Below are 24,323 nucleotides of genomic sequence, written 5' to 3' on the forward strand. Positions count from 1 at the left end.
GAACCCGATGACCGACGACCTCAGCGCAAGCCTCACCTTCCGGCGCGGGGCCGCGCGGGTCGGGCTGGAGCGCGTGGCGCTCATTGAGGCGGTGGCGGAGCTGGGTTCGATCAGCGCCGCCGCGCGCCGGGTCGGCCTCAGCTACAAGGCCGCCTGGGACGCCGTGCAGGCGCTGAACAACCTTTTCGAGACACCGCTGATCGCCGCCGTCCCGGGCGGGCAGAAAGGCGGAGCGGCGACGGTGACCCCCAAGGGGCGGGCCGTGGTCGCCGCCTTCGCCCGCGTGCGCGGCGAGATCGACGCGGCCCTGCTCAAGCTCGAGAGCCATGTGGCGGCCGCACCCGTCGGCGATCTGTTCTGGAGCCTCGGCATGCGGACCAGCGCGCGCAACGCCCTCCGGGGCCGGGTCAGCCGGGTGAGCGAGGGCGAGGTGAGCGCCGAGGTGACCCTGGACGTGGCGCCGGGCGTCCAGATCACCGCCAGCCTGACGCGGCGCAGCGTCGCGGATCTCGGCCTGACGCCAGGTGCGCCGGCCATCGCGCTGATCAAGGCGAGCTTCGTTATCCTGGCGCGCGGCGAGGGGCTGCGCACCTCCGCCCGCAACCAAATCCCGGGGGTCGTCACGCGCCGCGAGGACGGCCAGGTGACGAGCGAGATCGTGCTCGACATCGGCGGCGGCAAGACGCTCGTGGCCACCGTAACGCGGGAGGGCGCCGAGGATCTCGGGCTCGCCCCAGGCGAGGCGGTGACCGCGCTCGTGAAGGCTCCGCACGTGATCCTGGCGGTGGAGTAGGCGGTCGTCGCGTGCGCGGCGCCTCTTCGTGGCGATTCTCGGGCGAACGGCCCAGCCGAAACTCGCGCGCGACGCGAAAGCGCACAGGGCCGTTTCCAGCTTGAATTCGCGAATTGCGCAGGGCAGAGGGGGTACGAACCTGCCAGCAAAGCGGTGCGACTCAGCGCAATCTCATGCGCGCAGCGGGTCGTTTCGGATCGCCGGCGGACCGCACCTATCAGCCCCCATGCCCCAGGGCCCTGCATGATCCAATCCCTCTTCGGCGCGATCTCCAACGACATCGCCATCGACCTCGGAACGGCCAACACGCTGATCTACATGAAGGGCAAGGGCATCGTGCTGAACGAGCCCTCGGTCGTTGCGCTGCGCAACGTCGGCGGCCGCAAGGTGGTGCACGCCGTCGGCATCGAGGCCAAGCAGATGCTCGGCCGGACGCCGGGCCACATGGAAGCCATCCGCCCGATGCGGGACGGGGTCATCGCCGACTTCGAAGTCGCCGAGGAGATGATCAAGTACTTCATCCGCAAGGTTCACAACCGGAAGGGTTTCGTGAACCCGAAGGTGATCGTGTGCGTGCCGTCCGGCGCCACCGCCGTGGAACGCCGGGCGATCAACGACAGCTGCCTGAACGCCGGCGGCCGCCGGGTCGGCCTCATCGACGAGCCCATGGCCGCGGCCATCGGCGCCGGCCTGCCGATCCATGAGCCCACTGGCTCGATGGTGGTCGACATCGGCGGCGGCACCACCGAGGTGGCCGTCCTGTCGCTCTCGGGCATCGTCTATTCGCGGTCGGTCCGCGTGGGCGGCGACAAGATGGACGAGGCGATCATCAGCTACATGCGCCGCAACCATAACCTTCTGATCGGCGAGACCACCGCCGAGCGCATCAAGAAGGAGATCGGCACCGCGCGGGCTCCGGCCGACGGCGAGGGCCTCTCCATCGAGGTGAAGGGCCGCGACCTGATGCAGGGCGTGCCGCGCGAGGTGCGCATCTCCGAGAAGCAGGCGTCGGACGCGCTGTCCGAGCCCGTGGGCCAGATCGTCGACGCCGTAAAGATGGCTCTCGAGGCCACCCCGCCGGAGCTGGCCTCCGACATCGCCGACAAGGGCATCATGCTGACCGGCGGCGGCGCGCTGCTGCGGGGCCTCGACGCCGAGATCCGCGACCACACCGGCCTGCCGGTCACCGTGGCCGACGACCCGCTGTCCTGCGTGGCGCTCGGCTGCGGCAAAGTGCTCGAGCACCCGAAGTGGATGAAGGGCGTGCTGGAATCCACGCTAGCCTAGCACCCTAACGACTCGGCGCATTGGGGCGGCCGGGGGGCTCCGCAAACGAGGCTTTAGGTGTCCTTACGGGACAGTCCGCTGGGTGAACTGAAGGTCCCGCTGACCTGGACGGCGGCGGTCGCGCTGATCGTGGCGGGCGTCGCCGCGACGGCCGTGCTGCTGTCCGACCGGCGGGAGACCTTCCAGGCCGAGGCGTACGGTGCGAGCCGCAGCGTCTCGGACCGCGTGCTCACGCCGGTGGGGGACGTGCTGTCCGCGCCCGGCCGCTGGACGGGCGCCGGCGTCGACACGATCCGCGGCTACTTTTTCGCCGTCTCCGAGAACCGCCGCCTCAAGGCCGAGCTGCGCGAGATGCGGCAGTGGCGCGACGTCGCCATCGCGCTGCGTGACACCAACGAACGCTATCGCACCCTGCTGGGGCTGAAGACCGATCCACCGATCCCGATGGTGGCGGCGCGGATCGTCACCGACAGCCGTGGCCCCTACGCCAATACCCGCCTGGCCAACGCCGGGCGCGAGAAGGGCGTGGAGATCGGCAATCCGGTCATGACCGAGCACGGCCTCGTGGGCCGGGTCATCGGCGTGACCGACGGGGCCAGCCGCGTGCTGCTGCTGACCGACATCGCCTCCCGCACCCCGGTGATGATCGACCGCACGAACGCCCGGGCCATCCTGACCGGCGACGGCGGGCCCAACCCCAAGCTCGACTACCTCCGCGGCATCGACCCGGTGAAGCAGGGGGATCGGGTGCTGACCTCCGGCGACGGCGGCGTCTTCCCCCGCGGGCTGCCGGTGGGCACCGCGGTGAAGGGCCTGGACGGCCGCTGGCGGGTGGTGCTGGCCTCCGACAAGTCAGCTATCGACTTTGTGCGGATTCTGCTCTTCGAGGACTTCACCCAGCTCGTAAACCGCGGCGAGCTCGAGAAGACGCATGTTCCCGGCCCGACCCCAGGCGCGCCGACCCTGCCGCCGCCCGTCCCGTCGGCGGGTGCGGTGACGCCCCCGGGCGCCGCCCCCGCGACGGCCGCGACCGGGACTGCTCAAGCGCCCGCGGCCGCGTCGGCTCCGGCCGCGGCCGCACCGTCCGCCGCGAGACCGGCGAGCGCGACGCCCGCACCGTCCTCGGGGACGTCCGCCACGAGGCCCGCCGCCACGCCGCCGGCGAAGGCGGCGACCCCGCCGACCCGGCCGGCGACACCTGCGCCCAAGGCGGCCACGCCGGCGCCGAAGACGGTGGCGCCCACGCCCAGGGCAACGCCATGAGCCAGGCCCGGTCGCTCGAACCTTGGCGGTGGCTGGGCATTCCGATGGTGCAGGTCCTGGCGGCCACCATCCTCTTCGGGATCCCCTTGCGAGTGTGGGGCCTGAGGCTGCCCGAGCCGATCTTCCCGCTGGCGGTGGTGTTCGCCTGGGCGGTGATCCGGCCCTCGATCCTGGCGCCGTTCTTGGTCCTGCTGATGGGTCTGTTCCTCGACCTCTACTGGGGCGGGGCCAAGGGGCTGTGGGCGCTGTGCCTGCTGATCGCCTATGGCGTGGTCCTCGCGGCGCGTCCGATCATGGCCGGCCAGAGCCGCACGATCCTGTGGGCCTGGTACGCCCTGGTGGTCGCGACCGCGATGATGGCCGGGTATCTGTTCGTCATGCTGGACGCAAAGTCGCAGCCCGATCCGCTCGCGGTGCTCTGGCAATACCTCGCCACCGTCGTACTTTATCCGTTCGCGCACCGGCTCATCGACATGTTCGAAGACGCCGACGTCAGGTTCCGCTAGGGGGCGACGGTCTGTGGCCGAACCGGCAATCTACTTCGAGGACGTCAACGAGCGGCAGGGCGTGTTCCACCGCCGGGCCTTCCTGATGGGCGGGATCGCCGGCCTCGGGATCACCGCGCTCGGCGGCCGCCTGGCCTACCTCCAGCTCCTGGAGACCCAGCGGTACGAGAAGCTGTCGGCGTCCAACCAGTTCAACTTCAAGCTCGTCACGCCGCCGCGCGGGCTGATCACCGACCGCAACGGCGAGATCCTCGCCGCCAACCGCCCGAACTTCCGGCTGCTCGTCGCCCGCGACGAGGACATGAAGCCGGAGGAGACGCTCAAGACCCTGGCCAACTTCGTGCCGCTCGAAGAGCCGCGGATGAAGCGGCTGGCGCGCGACATCAAGAATGCGCCCAAGCGCGCCCCGGTCTCGGTGATGGAGGACATGAGTTGGGAGCAGTTCAGCGCCATCAACGTGCGCGCGCCGGAGCTCCCCGGCGTCACCGCCGACATGGGGGAGGTGCGCGTCTACCCGCACGGCGGCGCCTTCGCTCACGTGATCGGCTACGTGGCCAAGGTGAACAAGGAGGACATCACCCCCACCGGCCCGAACTCCGACCCGATCATGCTCCATCCGAGCTTCCGGATCGGCAAGCAGGGGGTCGAGAAGGCTTTCGATCTGGAGCTGCGCGGCAAGCCCGGCGCGCGCAAGGTCGAGGTGGACGCCAACGGCCGCGAGGTCCGCCACGACCCCAACGGGGACATCCCGGCCGTGCCCGGCCAGGAGATTCAGCTCACCCTTGACGTGGACATCCAGAACCGTGCGCTCGAGGTGTTCGGCCAGGAGAGCGGCGGGGCGGTGATGATCGACTGCCGCACGGGCGACATCCTGTGCATGCTCTCGGCGCCCAGCTTCGACGCCAACCTGTTCGTGCGCGGCCTCCAGGGCGCGCAGTACCGGGCGTTGGCCAACTACGAACGCAAGCCGCTGCTCGACAAGTGCCTGTCCGGCACCTACCCGCCGGGCTCCACCTTCAAGACCATGACCGCGCTGGCGGCGCTGCAGGCCGGGATCGACCCGGAGGCGCGGGTGTCGTGCGGCGGCGGCATGCAGTTCGGCGGTCGCTATTTCCGCTGCCACAAGAAGGGCGGCCACGGCCCGCAGAACATGCGGGACGCCATCAAGAACTCCTGCGACGTCTACTTCTATTCGGTCGCCTCGCGCATCGGGCCGGACCGGATTGCGGCCGTGGCCAAGGAGTTCGGCCTCGGCCAGACCTTCGACATCGGCATTCCCGGCCAGAAGAAGGGGATCGTCCCCTCCACGGAATGGGTCCGCAAGAACCGCCCTCGGGATCCCAAGTGGCACCCGGGCGAGTCCCTCAGCTACGGCATCGGCCAGGGCATGCTGACGGTGAACTGTCTGCAGCTCGCCGTGATGACCGCGCGGCTCGCGAATGGAAAGAAGGCGCTCAATCCCCGGCTCATCAAGTCGGTGGGCGGCCGCGAGATGAAACGCGGCTCCGACGTGCCGGACCTGCCGTTCAGCCAGGAGCACCTGAACTACGTGCGCGACGGCATGGCCGCCGTGACGGAGGCGGGCGGCACCGGCTTCCGCGCCAGCCAGCTCGGCCTCGGCGACATCCTGATGGCCGGCAAGACCGGCACGGCGCAGGTCTACAGCTACAAGGCCGGCATGCCGCGCGGGCAGGGCGGCCCCTGGCGGCTGCGCGACCACGGCCTCTTCGTCGCCTTCGCGCCGATCGACCAGCCCCGCTACGCCATGGCGGTGATCGTCCAGCACGGCATGGGCGGCTCGGCCGCCGCGGCGCCGCGGGCCCGTGAGATCATGCGGGTCGCCCTGCTGAAGGATCCCGAGCTGATGGCCCGCATCCAGCGGCCGCTGCCGATGCCGGAGATCGCCCCGGACCCCGAGGCGGACATCGTCCCGGACGCGCCGCTGATCGGCGAGCCGCAGGTGACCACCGCCGCGGCGCCGCTCGCCCCTGTCACTCCGCCGGCGCGAGGCCCTGCATGACCGTTTCGGCGCTCACCCGTCCCGGCGAACGCGACCGGCTGATCGTCAAGCTCAGCGAGGTCGACTGGATTTTCGTCCTGAGCCTGTGCCTGATCGCGGGCGCGGGCGCGGTGATGCTGTTCTCGGTGGCCGGCTCGTCCTGGACCCCCTGGGCGGCAAACCACGTGATCCGCTTCAGCATCTGCCTGGCGATGATGATCGCGCTGGCCATGATCGACATCCGGGTCTGGTTCGCGCTGTCCTACCCGATCTACGGCATCGGGCTGCTCCTGCTGGTCGCGGTCGAGCTGGTGGGCGACACGCGCCTCGGCGCCCAGCGCTGGCTCTCCATCGGGCCGTTCAGCTTCCAGCCCTCGGAGGTGATGAAGCTCGGCATCGTGATGGCGCTCGCCCGGTTCTATCACAGCGTCTCGGCCGACAAGGCGAGGCTGTCCTGGTGGCTGGCGATCCCGGCGGCGATGATCTTCGTCCCCGTGCTGCTCGTGGCCCACCAGCCGGACCTCGGCACCGCCATGCTGATCCTGCTGACCGGGGCGGCCATCGTGGTGCTGGCCGGCCTCGACTGGCGGGTGATCGCCGCCGGGGTGGCGGGCTTCCTGGCCATCGTCCCGCCGTTCGTCATGTTCGTGATGCACGACTACCAGCGGCAGCGGGTGCTCACCTTCCTCGACCCGGAGAGCGACCCCTCCGGCTCGGGCTACCACATCCTCCAATCGATGATCGCGCTGGGCTCCGGCGGCCTCCTTGGCAAGGGCTACGGCCTGGGCTCCCAGAGCCAGCTCAACTTCCTGCCCGAGAAGCAGACCGACTTCATCTTCGCCACCCTGGCCGAGGAGTTCGGCTTCGTGGGCTGTGTCTCCGTCCTGCTGCTCTACGCGGCGGTGATCTTCATGGCGCTGCGCACCGCCTACATCAGCCACAGCCACTACGGGCGCCTGGCCGCGGCGGGGCTCACCTCCACCTTCACCCTCTACGTCCTGATCAACGGGGCCATGGTGATGGGGCTGGCGCCTGTGGTGGGCGTGCCGATGCCGATGCTCTCCTACGGGGGCACGGTCATGCTGACGGTGATGATCGGCTTCGGGCTCGTCATGAGCGTGCGGGTGCACCGCTACTCCGAAATCACCAGCGGCAAGGGCTCGCTGCTCTAGAAGGGCTCGAAGCAATCGTAGTTGCGCTGGCGGCGGATCCTGTCGCCTTCGAACTCGAAGACGACGGCGAAGCGCGCCCGCATCGTCTCGCCCGGCTTCAGCGACCGCAGCGGGATCGCCAGCACACCGGTCCAGATGATCTCGCAGGCGATGATGTCGCCCTGCTCGACAAGGCTGACGATCTCGTAGCTCTCCGACCGCATGACGTTCTGGCCGCGCTCGTTGGCCGCCTTCAGGTCGGCCATCGTGCGGGTCGCGCCGGCGGGCGCGAGGAGGTTGGGGAACTCCTCCTGCACGACGTCGTCGGTGTAGAAGCCGAGCACGTCCTTCCTGAGCTCGATCGCCTTCAGGTAAGCGCGAACGATCTTGGCTCGGCTCATGGGGTCAGGCGGTGAGGGCCTGATCGGTGGCCCGGACGAGGGCGTCCACGATGCCGGGCTCCGTGGAGGCGTGGCCGGCGTCCCAGACCACCTCGAAGCGAGCCTCCGGCCAGGCCGTCTTCAGCTTCCAGGCGGCCTCCATGGGCGTGACGACGTCGAAGCGTCCCTGCACGATCCAGCCGGGGATGCGGCGGATCTTCTCGATGTTGTCGAGGATCCAGCCGTCGTTCGGGAAGAAGCCGCCGTTGGCGAAGAAGTGGCACTCGATGCGGGCGAAGGCGATGGCGAAGTCGATCTCGTTGAACTTCGAGGGCCGCGCCTCGGGCCCGCGGATGGAGATGGTGTCGCCTTCCCACTGGCTCCACGCCGCGGCGGCCTCGGCCTGGACGGTCCGGTCCGCGTGAGTCAGGCGCTTGTGGTAGGCGCTGATCATGTCACCGCGTTCGGCCTGGGGGATCGGCCGGCAGAAGCGCTCCCAGGCGTCCGGGAACAGCATCGAGGCGCCGTCCTGGTAGAACCAGCCGAGCTCGCGCTGGGTCAGCAGGAAGACGCCACGCAGCACCAGGCCGGTCACCCGCTCCGGGTGCTTGATCGCGTAGGCGAGCGCCAGGGTGGATCCCCAGGAGCCGCCGAACACGCACCACTTCTCGATCCCGAGGTGTTCGCGCAGACGCTCGATGTCCTCGATGAGCGTCCAGGTGGTGTTGTCGTCGAGGCTCGCGTTCGGGCGCGAGCGGCCGCAACCGCGCTGGTCGAACAGGGCCATGCGCCACTTCGCCGGGTCGAAGAACCGCCGCATGGTGGGGTTGATCGCTCCGCCGGGACCGCCGTGCAGGATGACGCAGGGCTTGCCGTCTCGGGCGCCGCACTCCTCGAAGTAGATCTCGTGCGCGCCGCCGGTGGCCAGCCAGCCGGCGTTGAACGGCTCGCTCTCGCGGAACAGTCCCCGCCGGTTTGCGGAGCCGGAGACGGCGGGCGGGGGCGTGTTGCGTTCCATGCAGCCCTTCTACTTCGGGAAGCGACGGTCCATCCAGTCGAGGATCAGCCGGTTCACCTCTTCGGGCTTCTCCTGCTGCGTCCAGTGGCCGGAGCCGCGCACCATGTGCATCTCGAGATCCCCGACCAGACCCGGCATGCCCTCGGCCATGGCCGGAGTGAGCACCGCGTCCAGCTCGGCCGTGATCATGAGGCAGGGGATCCCGTCGATCCGCTGGGGAAGACCTTCGGAGCGCTCCCAGTTCCGCGTGAAGTTACGGTACCAGTTCACCGGCCCGCTGAAGCCGCCCCGCTCGAAGGCGTCCACGAACACCGCCAGCTCGTCCGGCGTCAGGATCTGGGCGCCGTCGTCGCTGTCGTCCCAGGCGCGCAGCAGGTCGCGGAAGGCGAAGGTGGAGCCGCCCTCGGCCGGCTGGGTCGCCGCCGCCAGTGCGCGCGGTCGGCGCATGAAGAAGCGCATGGTCTTGCGCACGTCTGCGCCCAGCACCGCTTCCGGCTCATCCGGCGTCTGGAACCAGACGATGTACATGTCGGGGCCGAACCGGTGGCGGAAGATGGCGATCGGGTCGGCGGGCGCGCGGGGCAGGAACGGGGTGTTCAGGCCGATGACGCCGGCGACGCGGTCGGGGTGCAGCAGGGGGAGCTGCCAGACGACGATGCCGCCCCAGTCGTGGCCGCAGAAGACCGCCTTGCCGACCCCCAGATGGTCCAGGAGCCCGACCAGGTCGCCGGCAAGCTGCTCCATGCCATACGCCTCGCTCCCGGCGGGCTTGCCCGAGAGGCCGTAGCCGCGCTGGTCGGGCGCGATCACCCGGCGGCCGGCGTCGGCGAGCGCCTTGATCTGGTGGCGCCAGGAGAAGGCCAGCTCCGGGAAGCCGTGGCACAGCACGAGGGGAACGCCTTCCCGGGGACCGGCTTCGTACCAGGCCAGCTCGACGCCGTTCACCTGCGCCCGTTGCGCGGGCGGCATCATGGTCTCGAGTGCGGACATGCGGCGGCTTCTCCCGATGTTATGCCGATCGTTGTGGCCCGAGCGGCGGGAAGACAGTAGGCAGCCTTCCGTGACCTCCGCCAACGCCGAACCTTATCAAACCGCCCGGACGCCATGGGGCCTGGTCGTGCTGCTGGGCCTGCTCACGGCCATGGGGCCGCTGGCCATCGACATGTACCTGCCGAGCCTGCCCTCGATCGGCCAGGACCTGCGCGCCTCGGCCGGCCAGGCCCAGACCACCGTGTCGGCCTTCCTCGCGGGCATGGCGCTCGGGCAGTTCTTCTATGGACCTGCGTCGGACCGCTTCGGGCGGAGGCCGCCGATCCTGCTGGGCGTCGCGATCTTCATCGCCGCCTCGGCGGCCTGCGCCATCGCGACGACGCCCGAGGCGCTGATCGCCGGCCGGTTCGTCCAGGCCCTGGGCGCCTGCTCCGGCGCTGTTGTGGCCCGGGCCATCGTGCGGGACCGCTTCAATCACACCGAAACCGCCCGGATGCTCAGCCTCCTGATGCTGATCATGGGGCTCGCGCCGATCCTCGCCCCGCTGCTCGGCGGGGTGCTGCTGGGCCTTGGCGGCTGGCGGCTGAACTTCTGGTTCATGACGGCCTTCGGCGTGCTGCTGGGGCTCGCCACCCTCGTCCGGCTGCAGGAGTCGCGCTCCGAGGAGACCGCGCGCCACGCGCGCTCGGAGAACCCGTTCCAGGCCTATGTCGCCCTGCTCCGTCAGCGACGGCTGGTGGGCTATGGCCTGGCGGGCGCCCTGAACGGCGCCACCCTGTTCACCTACATCGCCTCGTCGCCCGAGCTGCTGATCGGCACCTACGGGATCCCCGCGTCCCTGTTCGGCGTGGTCTTCGGTCTGAACGCCGTCGGGATCATCGGGGCGAACCAGGTGAACCGCTGGGTTCTGCGGCGGATGACGCCTGACCAGGTGCTGTCCCGGGCGAGCCTGATCTCCACCGGCTTCGCCTTCCTGCTCGCCCTGGCGGCGGTGACGGGGCTCGGCGAGCGCTGGAGCGTGCTGCCGCTGCTGTTCCTCACGCTGGCCAGCTACGGCTTCATGCAGGGCAACACCATGGCCGGCGCGCTGAACGTCGACCCCCGACGGGCAGGGTCGATCTCCGCGCTGCTGGGCGGCGCCTCGTTCGGCGTCGGCGCCTTGGCCTCGGCGGCGGCGGGGCTGCTGCACGACGGCACGCCCAAGCCGATGGCCGTCGTGATGCTGGCCTCGCTGGCTGGCTCGGCCGTCGTGCTGCGGTGGCTGGCGCTGCCTAGGCCTGGGACCTGAACGCCGCCCAGGCGAGGATCGCCCAGCCGACCATGAAGGCGAGCCCGCCGATGGGCGTGACGGCCCCCAGGATGCGGGGCGCGCCGAGCGCCATGGCGAACAGGGAGCCGGAGAACAGTACGACGCCCGCCAGGAACACCGGCGGGGCGACGCGTGCGCCCACGTAGGCGGCGGCGAACACCGCCAGCACGTGGACGAAGCCGTAGAGCGCGCCCGTCCGCAGCCACTCCTGCGCCTTGGGATCGGAGATGCCATGCGCGCCGAAGGCGCCGAAGCCGACGCTGGCCAGGCCAAACAGGGCCGCCACCGCGAGATAGCCGTTCATCAGCCCCACACCTGCGGCCGCCGGGCCTTCCACGGCGCTTCCTTCTCGAGCTGGGCGGCGAGGCGAAAGAGGGTGGCCTCGTCGGCGAAGCGGCCGGTGAACATCATGCCGATGGGCAGGCCGTCAGCGGACTCCCATAGCGGCACGGACATCGAGGGCTGGCCGGTGAAATTGGCCGGCGGGGTGTAGGGGTAGGTGGCGGCCTGGCGGCGGTCGAACTCCTTCAGGTCGTCGGTCAGCGGGTCGAGCCAGTCGGCCCGTGGAGCGGGCGTGGCCATGACCGGCGACAGATAGACGTCGAAGTCCTCGAAGGCGGCGAGCATCTGGCGGTTCATGATGCGGAGCTGCTGGAAGCCCCAGAACGCCTGCTGGCCCGTCACCCGCTTGCCGGCTTCGTAGCCGCGCCGCGCCAGCGGGCCGAGCTCGTCGTCGTCAGGCTCGCGGCCCAGCGTCTCGATCCAGCGCTGGACGTTGGCCGAGAAGTTGGAGGCGCTGGCCAGGCCCTGGGCGCGGTAGAGCAGGCGGTAGTCGATGCCCAGGCCGCGCTCGAACACCTCGTGCCCCAGCCCCTTCAACAGCTCGACGGTTCGCAGCAGGGCGTCCTGCATCTCCTCCGGGATGGGGCGGCCGCTCGGCGTCTCGGCCGACCAGGCGATCCGGAGCCTGCCGGGGCTCTTCTGCAACTCGGCGAGGTAGGGGCCGGCCTTGGCGGGCGCCTGGAAGGGGTCGGCCTCCTGGACATAGCCGGTCGCGTCCAGCATGGCGGCGCTGTCGCGTACCGTCCGGGTCACCACGTGATGGACGGAGAAGCCCAGGGCGCCGTCGGACACCTCGCAGATCGGCGTGCGGTCGCGGGTGACCTTCATGCCGAACAGGCCGCAGCAGGCGGCCGGGATGCGGATCGAGCCCAGGCCGTCGCTCGCGTGGGCCATGGGCACGATGCCCGCGGCCGTGGCCGAGGCCGCGCCGCCAGACGAGCCGCCCGAGATGTGGTCGGGGTTCCACGGGTTGCGGCAGGAGCCCAGCCGCTCCGAGTTGGTGACCCCGGGGATGCCGAACTCCGGCGTGTTGGTCTTGCCGAGCAGGATCACCCCGGCGGCGCGATAGCGCTTCACCAGCTCGCTGTCGGCTGCGTCGGCGGCCACCTGGGCGAAGCGGCTGCCCGAGGTTCGGGGCCAGCCCTGCACCTGGGCCCCCAGGTCCTTGATCAGGAACGGCACGCCCTTGAAAGGCCCGTCGGGCAGGGGCTCGGTGGCCCAGCGGCGAGCGTCGTCGTAGCCCTTGTAGACCACGGCGTTGAGCGTCGGGTTGTGGTCCTCGATCCGCTCGATGGCGGCCTCCACCAACTCGCCTGGCGTCACCGCCTTCTTGGCGACCAGCTCCGCCAAGCCCAGGCCGTCGTACTCGGAAAAGGTGGTCATCTTCGGCATCAGCGGGCTCCGGAGGAGAGGAAGGCGAGTTTCTCGACGGGCGGCAGGCCGCCGGCCTGGCGCTTCAGCGCGCCGAAGGCGCCCTCGGCGGCGTCGAGGGCCGCGTCGATGTCGGCCTCGGTCATGGCCGCGCACAGGAACATGTTGTGCCAGGGATGCACGTAGACGCCGCGCGCCAGCATCTCGGAGGCGAAGCAGAAGCCCTTCCGAAGGTCGGGGTCGTCGTCGAACAGGAAGAGCGGCATGGTCACGGGCCCGGTCTGGCGGAAGCCGAAGCCGGCGCCGCGGGCGCGTTCCGAAAGGCCCGCGCGCAGCCGTTCGCCCAGCCTGGTCATGCGCTCCAGGTAGTCCGTTTCGCGGATCAGCCGCAGGGTCTCGAGCCCTGCGGCCATGGGCGCGGCCTCGTACCAGAACGAGCCGGTGACATAGATCGCCGCGGCGGCGGCGCGGGCCTTGTCCGAGCCGAGCAGAGCCGAAATGGCGTGGCCGTTGGCCAGGCACTTGCCCCAGGTGGAGAGGTCGGGCTCGACGCCGATGCGGCTCCAGGAGCAGTCACGGGCGATGCGGAAGCCCGCGCGGACCTCGTCCACCACCAGCAGGGCGCCGGTGGCGTCGCAGAGTTCGCGGGCGCGCCGGGCATAGGCCGGGTCGGGCTCGGCCTGGTCGATGAAGGCGTCGTGCCGGAACGGCGCGGCGAAGACGCAGGCGAGGTCGTCACCCGCCTGAGCGACGGCGGCCTCGAGGCTCGCCACGTCGTTGTAGTCGTAGAAGAGCTGATGGGCGCGGTCGCTGTCGATTACGCCCGCCGGCCTGGGCGTGCACCAGGCGGCTGCCCCGTGGTAGGCGCCCTTGGCGCGCACGACCGTCTTGCGGCGGGTGTGGGCGCGGGAGACGACCAGAGCCATAGAGGTGGCGTCGGTGCCGTTCTTGCAGAACATCGCCCAGTCGGCGTGACCGACCGTCCCGACCAGCGCCTCGGCGAGCTCCACCATGAGGGCGGTGGGGCCGGTCAGGGTGTCGCCGAGGCCGAGCCGGCGGACGTAGGCGGCGTCGACCTCCGGATGGGCGTAGCCGAACAGGTTCGGCCCGTAGGCGCACATCAGGTCCAGGTAGCGCCGGCCGTCGGCGTCCCAGAGGTAGGCGCCTTCGCCGCGTTCGAAGAACTGCGGATAGTCGTCGGGCAGCAGGGCCACCGACTGGTGGCCGTACATGCCGCCGGGGATCACCGCCTGGGCGCGCTCGCGCAGCACGCGGTCCTGGCTGTTGCTGGCCGTCATGTCCCACCTCCCGCGCGGTTCGCCCTTCTGACGTCGACACGGACGAGGGGCTTCTGGCCGCGGCGCGAAGCCTAACCCGGAGGCCCCTGACCCGCCAAAGAAAACGCGCGGTCGAGGCCCAGGCGACCTAGCTCGCAGGGTCGTACATGAACTCGCGGAGTTCCTGGGCGCAGCGGCAGGCGACCGCGATCCTGCGCGCCCATTCGACGGCGTCCTCCCGAGTGGGCAGCTCGAGTACGGTGAAGCCGCCGTTGAGCCGGCTGCCGGGATGGATCGCATGGGAGACGGAGCCGTCGGCGGTGACCAGCACGGGGGCCGTCTGCTCGTCGATCCCGCCGCCGAAGACGTAGACCCCGGCGGCCTTGGCTTGCTCGATGACGGCACGAGCGTCGGCGGCGACAGCAGGGAGTTCCTCGGGCGTGACTACCATGGCTTCGCTGGGGAAGGAGATGAGGTACTTGGTCATGCTCGGATCATGCCTCGCGGCCTGCGGCGCTGCACAGCGGATCGTTGGGCGGCGATGTTATTGTGGGGCTGATGCTTCAGAAGCCGCCGCCGCGATCTCCGGACTTCCGCGCGATCTTCAGCTTCGAGGCCTTCCTCGATGCGCCCGAGGCGCTTGCGGCTAGTCCTGGATTGGACCCGAGCCTTGGCCGGTGGGGCGGTGCTGGCCGCCGGGCAGACCACCGGCAGAGAGCCCGCCGGACTCGCCGCCCATGGCGCCCGTGATCTCGCCGCGGCCGGACCCGCCCTGGCCCCGGCCCGCGTCACCTGCCTGACCCCAAATGAGGGGCTGCGGAACGGCCGCGGCAGGCGGCCGATTTGGGGGCGGAACGCAGGAGACGAGGCGATGGCCGGCGCATGGGCGGTGGTGGTGCACGGCGGCTGCAAGCCGATCCGGCCCGACGAAGTGGAGGCCAACCGGCGCGGGATCGCCGCGGCCGCCGAAGCGGCTGCGGACCGACTGCGCAGCGGCGGCAGCGCGCTTGACGCGGTGGAGGCCGCGGTGCGGGCCATGGAAGATGACCCGATCTTCAACGCCGGGCGCGGCGCCGTGGGCAACGCCGACGGGGTCGTGGAAACGGACGCCTCGATCATGAACGGAGACACGCTCGACATCGGCGCGGTCTGCGCCCTGCAGAAGGTCGCCAACCCGGTATCGGTGGCGCGGGCGCTGCTTGCCGAGGAGGAGGTTCTGCTGGCGGGGGAGGGCGCCCGGCGGTTCGCCGCCGCCCGCGGGTTCGAGCTGCAGGAGATGCCCCCTCGGCCGACGCCGGCCGGCGGCTGCGACACGGTGGGCTGCGTGGCCCTGGATTCCCGCGGGGCCATCGCGGTCGCCACCTCCACCGGCGGGCTAGGCGGCGCGCCGGTGGGGCGGATCGGCGACTCCCCACTGCCGGGCTGCGGCTTCTATGCCGACAGTGCGGTGGGCGGAGTCTCGGCGACCGGCGAGGGCGAGCGCATCGCCCGCACCCTGCTGGCGGCGCGGCTGATTCAGGCTCTCGAGGCCGGCGCCCATCCGCACGACGCTGTCCAGGCGACGCTTGCCCGGCTCGACCGTATAGGCGGCGAGGCGGGTCTGATCGTGCTGGACGCCGCGGGCCGGATCGGCTGGGGCTTCAACGCCACCCAGTTCGCCGTGGGCTGGATGACGGCGGGCGATGAGGCGCCGCAGGTAGAGATCGCCGGCCTAGACGCCGCCGGGAGCGGCGGCGGCTCGCGGCTGAGCTGATCGCGACGGGGCGCTCGTTCCGCGGCCCGCGCACAGGAGGCGGGCCGCGGGGGCGGTGGTCAGTTGGCCCGGGCGCCCTCCTGGCCGCCCTTGCCGGAGCGCTGAGAGCCCTCCCCATCCTCCTGCTGGAGCATGGCGGGGTTCACCTCGTCCTCGGCCAGGCGGGTGAGTTCCTCGTCGAGCTGCTTCCCCTCGTCGAGCACGCGATCCATGCTCTGGATGACCCGTTCCTCGCCCAGCAGCCGGCCCATGGAGCGGGCCGTGCCCCAGGCGGCGATGCAGTAGTGCTCGAGCTTCTGGATGCCGGCGATCAGCACCGGTTCGAGCAGCTTGTCGTCGCGGATCTCCTCGAGATGCTGGTTGAGGTCTTCCAGCAGGCCCTCGGCGGCGACGTTCTTCGGGCGCGCCTTGGTGACCTCCATGGCCTCGAAGGTCTCGTCTAGCTCGTTGATCAGGGTCTCCCCCTGCTCACGGCGGGTCTCCAGCATCTCCTTCAGGCGCGGGTGCTGCACCCGCTTGGTGAGCTTCGGAATCGTGCGCATGAGCTGGCGCTCGGCGCTGTAGATCTCCTTGAGCTCGGTCGTGAGGATATCCTCAGGCGTACGCGGAATAGGCATCCCTGGCCTCCGGCTTGTGTTTGGAACGGTGGGAAAACCGGAGGGTGATGAGCCCCGTTCCTAAAGCCGAGGCGGGGGGGCGGCGCCGATAAAGTGATCGCTTCGACGCCGCCGCCGCGTCACGCCTGAGGCGCAGCCTCGCCCGCGGCGTCGGGCTTGCCGCCGCCGTAGCCGAACGTTTCGGCGAGGCGCTGCACGAGTTCGCGAGACGCAGCCATCACGGCCTTGTCGAACGTGCCGGCGGCCTCGGTGACGGCGACCATGTCGCCGCGATGGGGAAGGGCCTGGATGGTGCAGGTCCGGGCCCCGGGCGACCCGGCCGCGCTGGCGTCGGTCAGATAGATCTGCACCTCGGAGAGATCGCGGTCGAACCGGGCGATGGCCCGCCGCACCCGCTGTTCCGATTCGCCCGAGATGCCAGCGGCGGCGTCCATGTCGCCCTCGTAGGTGACGCGGAAGGGCGTCCCGTGGCCAGCGTCGGGCGCGTCGGGGGAGCCTTCGTCCTCGGGAGCGCCGGCCCGGAAGCTGCGCGGCTCGCCCACCGCCTCGCGAGCGGCCATGTCGGCCTCGCGGTCGTGCTGCGAGCGGTTCTTGCGCCAGTCGGGACTGGACGTGGGGCTCGGCGTGCCGGTGGTGTGGGACTTGGAGCTGCGCAGCGCGTCCACGTGGCTGTGCTTCTCGTCGCGCTCGCCGCCGCCGCCGGACTCCTGACTCACCCGGGGATTCGTGCTGGCGGCGCCCTCCGGCTGGGCCGGGGGCTTCGGTGGCATCGGCTTGGTGCGGTCCTCGTGGCTGGCCCCGGGGCCGCCCCAGCGGACGGTGTTCGGATGTTTGTCGGGCATGGTGTGATGTCTCCCTGGCGAGGTCGCGCAGGCGCGCGGCCCGCTCCATCAATCGGGAGAGGGCGGGATTGTTTCGGCCGCGGCTCGATTAACCGCTGCAGGTCCGGTCAGACCGCCGCGCGCTCGCGGGCGTAGCGGGCCGGCGGCACGCCCACGCGCCGCGCGAACGCGGTGCTGAAGGCGCTGGCCGAGCTGTAGCCCACCGCCTCGGCGACCTCGGCGACGCCGCCCTGGCCACGGCGCAGGCGGTCCTTGGCCAGCGCCATCCGCCAGGCGAGCAGGTACTCCATGGGTGCGAGGCCCACCGCACGGGTGAACCGTTCGAAGAAGGTCGAGCGGGAGAGGGCCGCGACCTTAGCGAGCTCAGCCACGGTCCAGGACCTGGTCGGTTCCTCGTGCATGCGGCGGATGGCGGCGGCGAGTTGGCGGTCGGCGAGGCCGCGGACCAGGCCAGGCGAGGCGGCTGTCCCGTCGGAGGCGCGCAGGGCCTCGATCAGCAGGACTTCCAGCAGGCGGGCGAGGATCATGTCGCGCGCCGGCCGCTGCGCCCACGCCTCCTCGGCGACGAGGCGCACGAGCGCGCCCAGCCGGTCCTCGCCGCGTACGCGGACGAGCTGGGGCATGAGGGAGAGGAGGAGGGCCGTGTCCGGCGAGCCGAACTCGCAGTAGCCGATCAGCAGGCGCACGTCCGGCTCGAGCCCGGGCGCCCCCATGCGGAACTCGCCGCTGGGGGCCTGCTCTGGTGTGGACTCCACCTCCGGCGGCGGCGGATCGAGGCTGCAGGTCTCGAAGTCCTTCACCTCCGGGATCAGCACGAAGTCGCCTTCTTCCAGGATCAGCGGCTCCTGACCCTGGACCGCCAGGCGGCAGGCGCCGGAGACGACCACGCAGTAGAACGGTCGGCCGGGCTCGGAGCGCCGCGCTCGCCAGCGGCCGGCGCCAACGACCCGCTTCGAGAACGGGGCGCCCGGCTGCAGCAGGGCGACGACTTCGGCCAGGGGATCCACGGTTCCGGACGCTCGCGAATGTAATGCGGACGCATCATCATAGGACGTCCGACCTAGGAGGTCTATCTCTCGGAGCCAACACCCGAAGGAGCCTTCCCCATGAACAGCGTCCTCATCACCGGCTGCTCGTCAGGTTTCGGCCTGGACACCGCCCGCCACTTCCTCGACCGCGGCTGGAACGTCGTGGCCACCATGCGGACTCCGAGAGCGGACGTGCTGCCGGCGTCGGACCGGCTGCGGGTGCTGGCGCTGGACGTCACCGACGACGACAGCATCGGCCGGGCGGTCGCGGAGGCTGGGCCGGTGGACGTACTGGTCAACAATGCGGGGATTGGCTGGTTGAACGCCCTGGAGGGCACGCCCACGAGCGTGGCCCGGGAGATTTTCGAGACGAACACGCTCGGAACCATGGCCATGACCCGCGCGGTGCTGCCGCAGATGCGGGAGCGGCGGGCGGGCGCGATCGTCAACGTCACCTCCGGCGTGACCCTGAAGCCCCTGCCGCTACTGTCGGTCTATACGGCCAGCAAGGCGGCCGTGAACGCCTTTACGGAGGTGCTCGCCCTCGAACTGGCGCCGTTCGGCATTCGCGCGCGGGTGGTGCTCCCCGGCCGCGCCCCCGAGACCCGCTTCGGCGAGAACGCCCGCGGCCGGATGGGGGAGGGCTTCCCCGAGGCCTACGCCGGGATCGTCCAGCAGGTGTTCGCCGGCTGGCAGGAGGCGGACCAGGCCGTCACCCGGTCGGAAGACGTGGCCGAGGCCGTCTGGCGGGCCGCCACCGATCCCGACGCCCCGGCCCGGATCCCCGCCGGCGCGGACGCCGTGGCGCTGGCGGGCAGGCCGGAGGCCTGAACGGTCCGGCCGGGGCCGCCCTGACCACGCGGCGGCACGACGCGGGCGCGGGCGCGGGCGACTCCGGCTAAAGGACGCCCCATGTCGCCGCCGGTCCGCATGGGGCTCTATTACGGAGCCATCTTCATCGGTACGGGCGCGAGCTCGCCCTACCTGCCGGTGTGGTTCGAGCACCGCGGGCTCTCCGGCGCGCAGATCGGGCTGATCCTGTCGCTGCCCATGCTGGCGCGGGCCTTCACGGCGCCGTTGCTGGCGGTTTGGGCCGACAGCTTTCGCCTGCGGCGCACGGCGCTGATCCTGATGGCGGCGGCGATCACCGGGCTGTTCGCCCTGATGGCCCTGCCGTTCGGATTCGCCTGGTGGGCGGTGGTCTGGTTCGCCGCCTCGTCGATGTTCTCGACGCTGTCGCCTCTCACGGACGTGATCGTGCTGCGCCGCGCCCAGCGGGACGGGTTCAACTACGGCTGGCCCAGGGGCATCGGCTCGGCCGCCTTCATCGTCGCGAACCTGGTGGTCGGCTGGCTGGTGGCGCGGGGCTCGCCCGAGCTGGTGCTGGTCTGGATGGTGGCGGCGTCCGCGCTGGCGGGCCTGGGCGCGCGGCTGCTGCTGCCGCCGGACGAGACGCACGAGGGCGGCCCGGTTCCGGGCTTCCGCGAGCGGATGGCCGGATTGAACGGCCTTCTGAAGGACCCGGTGTTCATGACCGCGGTGGTCTCGGTGGGCCTGATCCAGTCGGCCCACGCCTTCTACTATTCGTTCTCGGCGCTCACCTGGAAGCAGCAGGGTGTGCCGGAGAGCATGACCGGTGTCCTCTGGGCCGTGGGCGTGGCGGTGGAGATCGGCTTCCTCTGGTTCCTCGAGCCCTGGCGGCGGCGGGTCGGGCCGCGGCGGCTGCTGGCCCTGGGCGGCGCCGCGGCGGTGGTGCGCTGGAGCGTGCTGGCCTTCGCGCCGCCGCTCTGGGTGGTGGCGCCGCTGCAGGCGCTGCACGCGCTCTCCTATGCGGCGACCTTCGTGGCCTCGATCCAGCTCGCCCAGACCCTGTCGACGCCGAGGACCGCCTCCGCCGGACAGGCGATCAACTCGGCGCTCTCGGCGGGATTGCTTTCGGGCCTGGCGACGATGGCCTCGGGCTGGCTGTTCGACCACCACGGCGCGGCCGGCTACCTGCTGATGGCGGCCATGGCGCTGGCCGGGACCATCGGGGCGCTGCGGCTGTTCGGGATGAAACGGCTCGATCCCTGACGCGGGGGCGCCTTGCCGCGGGACCGCGCCGCGCGCCTAATCGGCTCAGATCAGGAGGAGACGAGCCGGCATGCGTGCGTTGAGGGTGGCCGAGCCGTGGGGCATCGACCAGGTCCAGGTGGTGGAGGCGCCCGATCCGGCGCCCGGCCCCGGCGAAGTTCTCGTGCGGATGCGCGCGGTGTCGCTCAACTTCCGCGACCTGATGATGATCCAGGGCATGTACGGTCGCGCCGGCGCCATGGCCGGCGCGATCACCCCGTTCTCGGACGGCTGCGGCATCGTCGAGGCGGTGGGCGAGGGGGTCACCCGGTTTGCGGTTGGCGATCGGGTGGCGACCATGTTCTTCCAGGGCTGGATCTCCGGTCCGCCGACGCTGGAGAAGGCGCTGACGGCGCTCGGCCACCCGATCCCCGGCGCAGGGCGGGAGCTGGCCACCTTCAGCGAGCAGGGACTGTCCAAGGTCCCCGAGTTCCTGACCGACCAGGAGGTGGCGACCCTGCCGTGCGCCGCGCTGACCGCCTGGCGGGCGCTGTTCGAGGACGCCGACCTGCAGCCCGGAGACACCGTGGTGCTGCAGGGCACGGGCGGCGTCTCGGTCTTCGGCTTGCAGTTCGCCCACGCCGCGGGATACCGGACGCTGATCACCTCCTCGTCCGACGACAAGCTGGAGCGGGCCCGCGGCCTGGGCGCCGACCACCTGGTGAACTACCGCCAGACTCCCGAATGGTCGAAGCCGGTGCGCGAGGCGACCGGCGAGCGCGGCGCCGACTTCATCATGGAGGTGGGCGGCGGCGGAACCATCGAGCAAAGCATGAAGGCCGTCCGGATCGGCGGCCACATCTCGATCATCGGGGTCGTCGCGGGCCCGGGCAGCGGCTTCAACCCGGCCGCCCTGATCGGCAACGCGGCCAAGCTGCAGGGCGTCTTCGTGGGCTCACGAGACATGTTCGAGGCCATGTGCCGGGCGATCGAGCTGCACCGGATCCGACCGGTGGTCGACAAGGTGTTCCCCTTCACCGAGGCGCAGGCCGCCTTCCGCGCCATGCAAGGCGGCGAGCACTTCGGGAAGATCGTGCTGGAGTTCTGACGGCAACCCGAGCCCCGAGGAGGCCCCCATGCGGACGAACGGGATCAACCATCTGGCGCTTGTGTGCCGGGACATGGCCGAGACGGTCAGGTTCTACACCGAGGTGCTGGAGATGCCGCTGGTGAAGACGGTGGCCCTGCCGGACGGCGGGCAGCACTTCTTCTTCGACTGCGGCGGCGGCTCCACGGTGGCCTTCTTCTGGTGGCCGGACGCCCCGCCCGCGGCGCCCGGGATCGCCGCCGTGGCGGACTTCCCCGCCCGTCCGAAGTCGGCGGTGGGGTCGATGAACCATGTCGCCTTCCACATGGAGGACGAGGCCCTGGAGGCGGCGATCGGCCGGCTGCAGGCGGCGGGGGTGAAGGTGTCGCTGCCGGTGGTCATCAATCACGACGACAGCGAGATGGGCGTGGCGCGCGAGCCGCATCCGGGTGTGTGGATCCGCAGTGTCTACTTCCAGGACCCCAACGGCATCATGCTGGAGTTCGCCGCCACGCTGCGCGGCTGGCGGCCGGACGACGTGCGGCACCCGCCGGCCCGGGCCGTGCAGCCGGCGGAGGCCTGAGGTGGCGCCCCGGCTGCGCCAGGTGAGCCGTGGCGAGGCCACCTCGGAGGTCGTGTCCCGCACCTACGACCTGCTGTTCGGCGCCCGAGACCCGGTGGCCGAGCCCGGCACCAGCACCGGCACGCGGGGCGACTGGTGGACGGTGTTCGCGCTCGTCCCGGACATCCTCGACCACTGCAACCGCGGCTTCGCCCTCTACCGCAGCCCGAAGCGCCGCCTGGACCCGGTGCTGCGCGAACTCGCCCAGACGAGGGTGGGGTGGGCCAAGGGTAGCCAGTTCGTCTTCTCCCAGCACTGCAAGTCGCTGCGCGGCCTGAAGGTGGACGAGGCGAAGATCGCCGCGGTGCCGCACTGGGCGGTGTCGGACCTGTTCGACGCCAAGGAGCGGGCGGTGCTCGCCTATGCCGACGCCCTGGCGCTGCAGGGCGGGCGCGTGGCCGAGCCGGTGTTCGCGGCGCTGAAGGGCTTCCTCTCCGATGAGGAAATCCTGGAGCTGACCTACATCACCTGCCTCTACGACATGCACGCGGTGATGAGCCGGGCGCTGCGCACCGAGTGGGACGACCGTGACGATCCGATCGTCGAAGTGGCGGCGCCGGAGGGCTTCAGCGCGATGGACTTCCTGGACGTGGGGCGCCGCTGAGCTGCGCAAAAGTTGGCAAGTGCGCCCCAGGAACCACAAACGCCGGTTTTTGGGCAAGATCTTGCCGCACGGGGTTGCCGCAGCAGCGATGAAGGCAGAAACAACCCCCGCTAAGTTTCGGGGGTTGGGTATGCGTATCGATCGGATCTGGCGCGCCGCGGGCGCGGTGGCGCTCGCTGTCGCTCTGGGATCGGCCGCCGAGGCCGAGGCGCCGACCGGGGTCACCGCCATCATGGGCGCGACCATCTTCCCCGCCACGGGCCAGGCCCCCTACGTCGGAAACGTCATCATCCGCAAAGGCCACATCGCCGAGGTCGGCCCGAAGGCCCGCGCGCCCCGCGGGGCGACCGTCGTGGACGCCAAGGGCCAGGCCCTGCTGCCGGGCTTCTTCGATGTGCACACCCACTGGACGCCGGCCGGCGCGCCGGCGGTGACGCCGCAGATCGCCAACGCCTACATCGCCGCGGGCGTGACGACGGTGAACGACTTCCACCAGTCGCCGGAGAGCTGGGCGCCGCGCCGGCAGTGGCTGTCGACCCTCTACACGCCGCACGTGAACATGACCGCCCGGACCTCGACGCCCGGCGGCCACGGCGCGGACTGGGCCGACCAGAACACGACAAAGTGGGTGAACACGCCGGAGGCCGCCCGTCAGGCGATCCGCGAACTGGCTCCCTACAAGCCCGACGTCATCAAGGCCTTCGCCGATGGCTGGCGGTACGGCACGTCCGCCGACAACACCTCCATGGACGTCGCGACGCTGAGCGCCCTGGTGGACGAGGCTCACAAGCACGGGCTGAAGGTGGGCACGCACACGGTCACGGTAGAGCGCGGGGCGGTGGCCGGCCGGGCCAAGGTCGACTTCATCGCCCATAGCCTGCAGGACCGCGAGGTCGACGCAGAGACAGTGGCGCAGATCAAGCAGGGCGGCACGAGCTATGCGCCGACGCTGGCGGTCTACGAGCCGGTGAAGCCCGGGCAGAAGCCGCCGGAGAACCCCGAGGATCCGCGCTTCAAGCAGTCGGTGCGCAAGTTCGGCTATGCCCTGAAGAACGTGAAGGTTCTGCACGACGCCGGGGTGCTGGTGGCGCTCGGCACCGACGCGGGCATGCCGAACACGCCGCACGGCTCGTCCACGCTGCGCGAGATGGAGCTGCTGGTCGACGCCGGGCTGTCGCCGACCGAGGCGCTGATGGCGGGAACCGCGAACAGCGCCCGGGTGCTCGACCTGCTGGACGACCGCGGGACCATCGAGAAGGGCAAGCGCGCCGACCTGGTGCTGGTGGACGGCCAGCCGTGGCGCAACATCTCCGACGTTCGCAAGACGCGCCGCGTGTTCATCGACGGCCGGCAGGTGCACGGGCCGGGCACGACCCTTCCCAAGGCGAACAGCGAGAGCGCCATGCCGACGGTCACCGTGAAGCCGCTGATCGACGACTTCGAGCGCGCAGATGGGCGCACCCAGCTCGACACCCTGCGCACCGACGACATGGATGGCGGGCTCGACCGTACGGTGCAGGTGAGCCAGGTGATCGAGCGCGAGGGCGGCGGCAAGGCGCTGAGCCTGGCGGCTCGCATGTCGGTGAAGGACGACCCGCAGGCCGGCGTGATCCTGCCGCTGACCCGTGGCTCGGTGCAGCCGGTGGACGCGCGCGCCTACAAGGGCGTGCGGTTCGAGGCTCGGGGCGACGGAGGCGAGTACCGGGTGGTGGTGAACACGCTGAACGGCCGCTGGGCCGCGCCGGTGAGCGCCGGCGCCGGCTGGCGCACCGTGGAGGTGCCGTTCTCGGCGCTGAAGCGCGTGCCGGGCCGCGGCGCCGGGAACGGCCCGTGGAGCGGCGCGGACCTGCTCGAGGTGGAGTTCGCCGGCAGCCGCGAGGGCGGCCGCAAGCTGTGGCTCGAGGTGGACAACGTCGCCTTCTACTGAGGCGGCCGAACTGCGGCGCTTGGCCACCCCGCCGTGGCCAAGCTTCGCCTGATAAGGATGTCGCGGGGGCGATGTCCGCGCCGCCGCAAGGCGGCCTGAGAACCT

24 protein-coding genes are annotated in these 24,323 nt (G+C 71.0%); 14 read left to right on the forward strand and 10 right to left on the reverse strand.

Features of this window, described 5'->3' with window-relative positions:
• The first annotated feature begins 7 nt into the window (after positions 1-7).
• From ACE3Q8_RS02800 to rodA, 6 genes are all read left to right on the forward strand, one after another.
• Positions 8-793: a TOBE domain-containing protein gene (locus ACE3Q8_RS02800; RefSeq protein ID WP_374468710.1), complete on the forward strand. Its 786-nt coding sequence runs from the start codon at positions 8-10 to the stop codon at positions 791-793.
• Between the two features lie 243 nt (positions 794-1,036).
• Positions 1,037-2,080, forward strand: coding sequence for a rod shape-determining protein (locus ACE3Q8_RS02805; RefSeq protein WP_257818622.1), 1,044 nt, complete (start codon positions 1,037-1,039; stop codon positions 2,078-2,080).
• Positions 2,081-2,137: 57 nt separating this feature from the next.
• The gene (mreC, locus tag ACE3Q8_RS02810; RefSeq protein WP_374468712.1) at positions 2,138-3,343 is read left to right on the forward strand and encodes a rod shape-determining protein MreC; all 1,206 of its coding nucleotides are present in this window, start codon (positions 2,138-2,140) and stop codon (positions 3,341-3,343) included.
• Positions 3,340-3,849, forward strand: coding sequence for a hypothetical protein (locus ACE3Q8_RS02815; protein ID WP_374468714.1), 510 nt, complete (start codon positions 3,340-3,342; stop codon positions 3,847-3,849). The genes mreC and ACE3Q8_RS02815 overlap by 4 nt, the downstream gene beginning before the upstream one ends.
• 13 nt (positions 3,850-3,862) lie before the next feature.
• Positions 3,863-5,869 carry a penicillin-binding protein 2 gene (gene mrdA / locus ACE3Q8_RS02820; RefSeq protein WP_374468716.1) on the forward strand — a complete coding sequence of 669 codons (2,007 nt, stop codon included), beginning with the start codon at positions 3,863-3,865 and terminating at the stop codon, positions 5,867-5,869.
• A complete protein-coding gene (gene rodA, locus ACE3Q8_RS02825) occupies positions 5,866-7,020 on the forward strand; it encodes a rod shape-determining protein RodA (protein WP_374468718.1) in 1,155 nt (384 codons plus the stop codon). The genes mrdA and rodA overlap by 4 nt, the downstream gene beginning before the upstream one ends.
• Here the strand turns inward: rodA and ACE3Q8_RS02830 are convergent.
• Genes ACE3Q8_RS02830 through ACE3Q8_RS02840 form a run of 3 tightly spaced genes read right to left on the reverse strand, consistent with a single transcriptional unit; the run spans position 7,017 to position 9,387 of the window.
• The gene (locus ACE3Q8_RS02830; protein WP_374468720.1) at positions 7,017-7,400 is read right to left on the reverse strand and encodes a nuclear transport factor 2 family protein; all 384 of its coding nucleotides are present in this window, start codon (positions 7,398-7,400) and stop codon (positions 7,017-7,019) included. The two genes, rodA and ACE3Q8_RS02830, sit on opposite strands and share 4 nt — an antisense overlap.
• Before the next feature lie 4 nt (positions 7,401-7,404).
• Entirely contained in the window at positions 7,405-8,397 is a 993-nt protein-coding gene (pip, locus tag ACE3Q8_RS02835) for a prolyl aminopeptidase (protein WP_374468721.1), read from the reverse strand.
• 9 nt (positions 8,398-8,406) lie between these two features.
• On the reverse strand, positions 8,407-9,387 hold the full coding sequence (locus tag ACE3Q8_RS02840) for an alpha/beta fold hydrolase (protein WP_374468722.1): 981 nt from the start codon (positions 9,385-9,387) through the stop codon (positions 8,407-8,409).
• 70 nt (positions 9,388-9,457) lie between these two features.
• On the opposite strand from ACE3Q8_RS02840, the gene ACE3Q8_RS02845 reads away from it, so the two are divergent.
• Positions 9,458-10,675, forward strand: a complete 1,218-nt coding sequence (locus tag ACE3Q8_RS02845; RefSeq protein ID WP_374468723.1) for a multidrug effflux MFS transporter — start codon at positions 9,458-9,460, stop codon at positions 10,673-10,675.
• On the opposite strand, the gene ACE3Q8_RS02850 is transcribed toward ACE3Q8_RS02845, so the two are convergent.
• From ACE3Q8_RS02850 to ACE3Q8_RS02865, 4 genes are all read right to left on the reverse strand, one after another.
• Positions 10,659-11,000 carry a DUF423 domain-containing protein gene (locus ACE3Q8_RS02850; protein WP_374468724.1) on the reverse strand — a complete coding sequence of 114 codons (342 nt, stop codon included), beginning with the start codon at positions 10,998-11,000 and terminating at the stop codon, positions 10,659-10,661. The two genes, ACE3Q8_RS02845 and ACE3Q8_RS02850, sit on opposite strands and share 17 nt — an antisense overlap.
• On the reverse strand, positions 11,000-12,430 hold the full coding sequence (locus tag ACE3Q8_RS02855; RefSeq protein ID WP_374468725.1) for an amidase: 1,431 nt from the start codon (positions 12,428-12,430) through the stop codon (positions 11,000-11,002). Before ACE3Q8_RS02855 ends, ACE3Q8_RS02850 begins: the two co-directional genes overlap by 1 nt.
• The gene (locus tag ACE3Q8_RS02860; protein WP_374468726.1) at positions 12,430-13,707 is read right to left on the reverse strand and encodes an aminotransferase class III-fold pyridoxal phosphate-dependent enzyme; all 1,278 of its coding nucleotides are present in this window, start codon (positions 13,705-13,707) and stop codon (positions 12,430-12,432) included. The genes ACE3Q8_RS02855 and ACE3Q8_RS02860 overlap by 1 nt, the downstream gene beginning before the upstream one ends.
• 127 nt (positions 13,708-13,834) lie before the next feature.
• Positions 13,835-14,173, reverse strand: a complete 339-nt coding sequence (locus ACE3Q8_RS02865) for a YciI family protein (RefSeq protein ID WP_374468727.1) — start codon at positions 14,171-14,173, stop codon at positions 13,835-13,837.
• A gap of 384 nt (positions 14,174-14,557) precedes the next feature.
• On the opposite strand from ACE3Q8_RS02865, the gene ACE3Q8_RS02870 reads away from it, so the two are divergent.
• Positions 14,558-15,439 (forward strand): isoaspartyl peptidase/L-asparaginase family protein, encoded by an 882-nt coding sequence (locus tag ACE3Q8_RS02870; RefSeq protein WP_374468728.1) that lies wholly within the window; start codon positions 14,558-14,560, stop codon positions 15,437-15,439.
• A 59-nt stretch (positions 15,440-15,498) separates the two neighbouring features.
• On the opposite strand, the gene ACE3Q8_RS02875 is transcribed toward ACE3Q8_RS02870, so the two are convergent.
• The 3 genes from ACE3Q8_RS02875 to ACE3Q8_RS02885 all read right to left on the reverse strand — a co-directional run bounded on the left by ACE3Q8_RS02875 (position 15,499) and on the right by ACE3Q8_RS02885 (position 17,905).
• On the reverse strand, positions 15,499-16,056 hold the full coding sequence (locus tag ACE3Q8_RS02875) for a ferritin-like domain-containing protein (RefSeq protein ID WP_374468729.1): 558 nt from the start codon (positions 16,054-16,056) through the stop codon (positions 15,499-15,501).
• Between the two features lie 119 nt (positions 16,057-16,175).
• Positions 16,176-16,898 carry a hypothetical protein gene (locus tag ACE3Q8_RS02880; protein WP_374468730.1) on the reverse strand — a complete coding sequence of 241 codons (723 nt, stop codon included), beginning with the start codon at positions 16,896-16,898 and terminating at the stop codon, positions 16,176-16,178.
• A gap of 107 nt (positions 16,899-17,005) precedes the next feature.
• Complete coding sequence (locus ACE3Q8_RS02885) at positions 17,006-17,905, reverse strand: AraC family transcriptional regulator (protein WP_374468731.1); 900 nt, start codon at positions 17,903-17,905, stop codon at positions 17,006-17,008.
• 99 nt (positions 17,906-18,004) lie between these two features.
• Between ACE3Q8_RS02885 and ACE3Q8_RS02890 the strand changes: the two genes are divergently transcribed.
• The 6 genes from ACE3Q8_RS02890 (at position 18,005) to ACE3Q8_RS02915 (ending at position 24,218) form a co-directional block, all read left to right on the forward strand.
• A complete protein-coding gene (locus ACE3Q8_RS02890; RefSeq protein ID WP_374468732.1) occupies positions 18,005-18,757 on the forward strand; it encodes an SDR family oxidoreductase in 753 nt (250 codons plus the stop codon).
• 81 nt (positions 18,758-18,838) lie between these two features.
• Positions 18,839-19,999, forward strand: coding sequence for an MFS transporter (locus ACE3Q8_RS02895; protein ID WP_374468733.1), 1,161 nt, complete (start codon positions 18,839-18,841; stop codon positions 19,997-19,999).
• 70 nt (positions 20,000-20,069) lie between these two features.
• Positions 20,070-21,086, forward strand: a complete 1,017-nt coding sequence (locus ACE3Q8_RS02900; RefSeq protein ID WP_374468734.1) for an NAD(P)-dependent alcohol dehydrogenase — start codon at positions 20,070-20,072, stop codon at positions 21,084-21,086.
• A 28-nt stretch (positions 21,087-21,114) separates the two neighbouring features.
• The gene (locus tag ACE3Q8_RS02905; protein ID WP_374468735.1) at positions 21,115-21,648 is read left to right on the forward strand and encodes a VOC family protein; all 534 of its coding nucleotides are present in this window, start codon (positions 21,115-21,117) and stop codon (positions 21,646-21,648) included.
• Position 21,649: 1 nt separating this feature from the next.
• Complete coding sequence (locus ACE3Q8_RS02910; protein ID WP_374468736.1) at positions 21,650-22,291, forward strand: carboxymuconolactone decarboxylase family protein; 642 nt, start codon at positions 21,650-21,652, stop codon at positions 22,289-22,291.
• Between the two features lie 130 nt (positions 22,292-22,421).
• The gene (locus tag ACE3Q8_RS02915; RefSeq protein WP_374468737.1) at positions 22,422-24,218 is read left to right on the forward strand and encodes an amidohydrolase family protein; all 1,797 of its coding nucleotides are present in this window, start codon (positions 22,422-22,424) and stop codon (positions 24,216-24,218) included.
• Positions 24,219-24,323: the final 105 nt, after the last annotated feature.

Source organism: Phenylobacterium sp. (genome assembly GCF_041913825.1).
Lineage (GTDB): Bacteria > Pseudomonadota > Alphaproteobacteria > Caulobacterales > Caulobacteraceae > Phenylobacterium.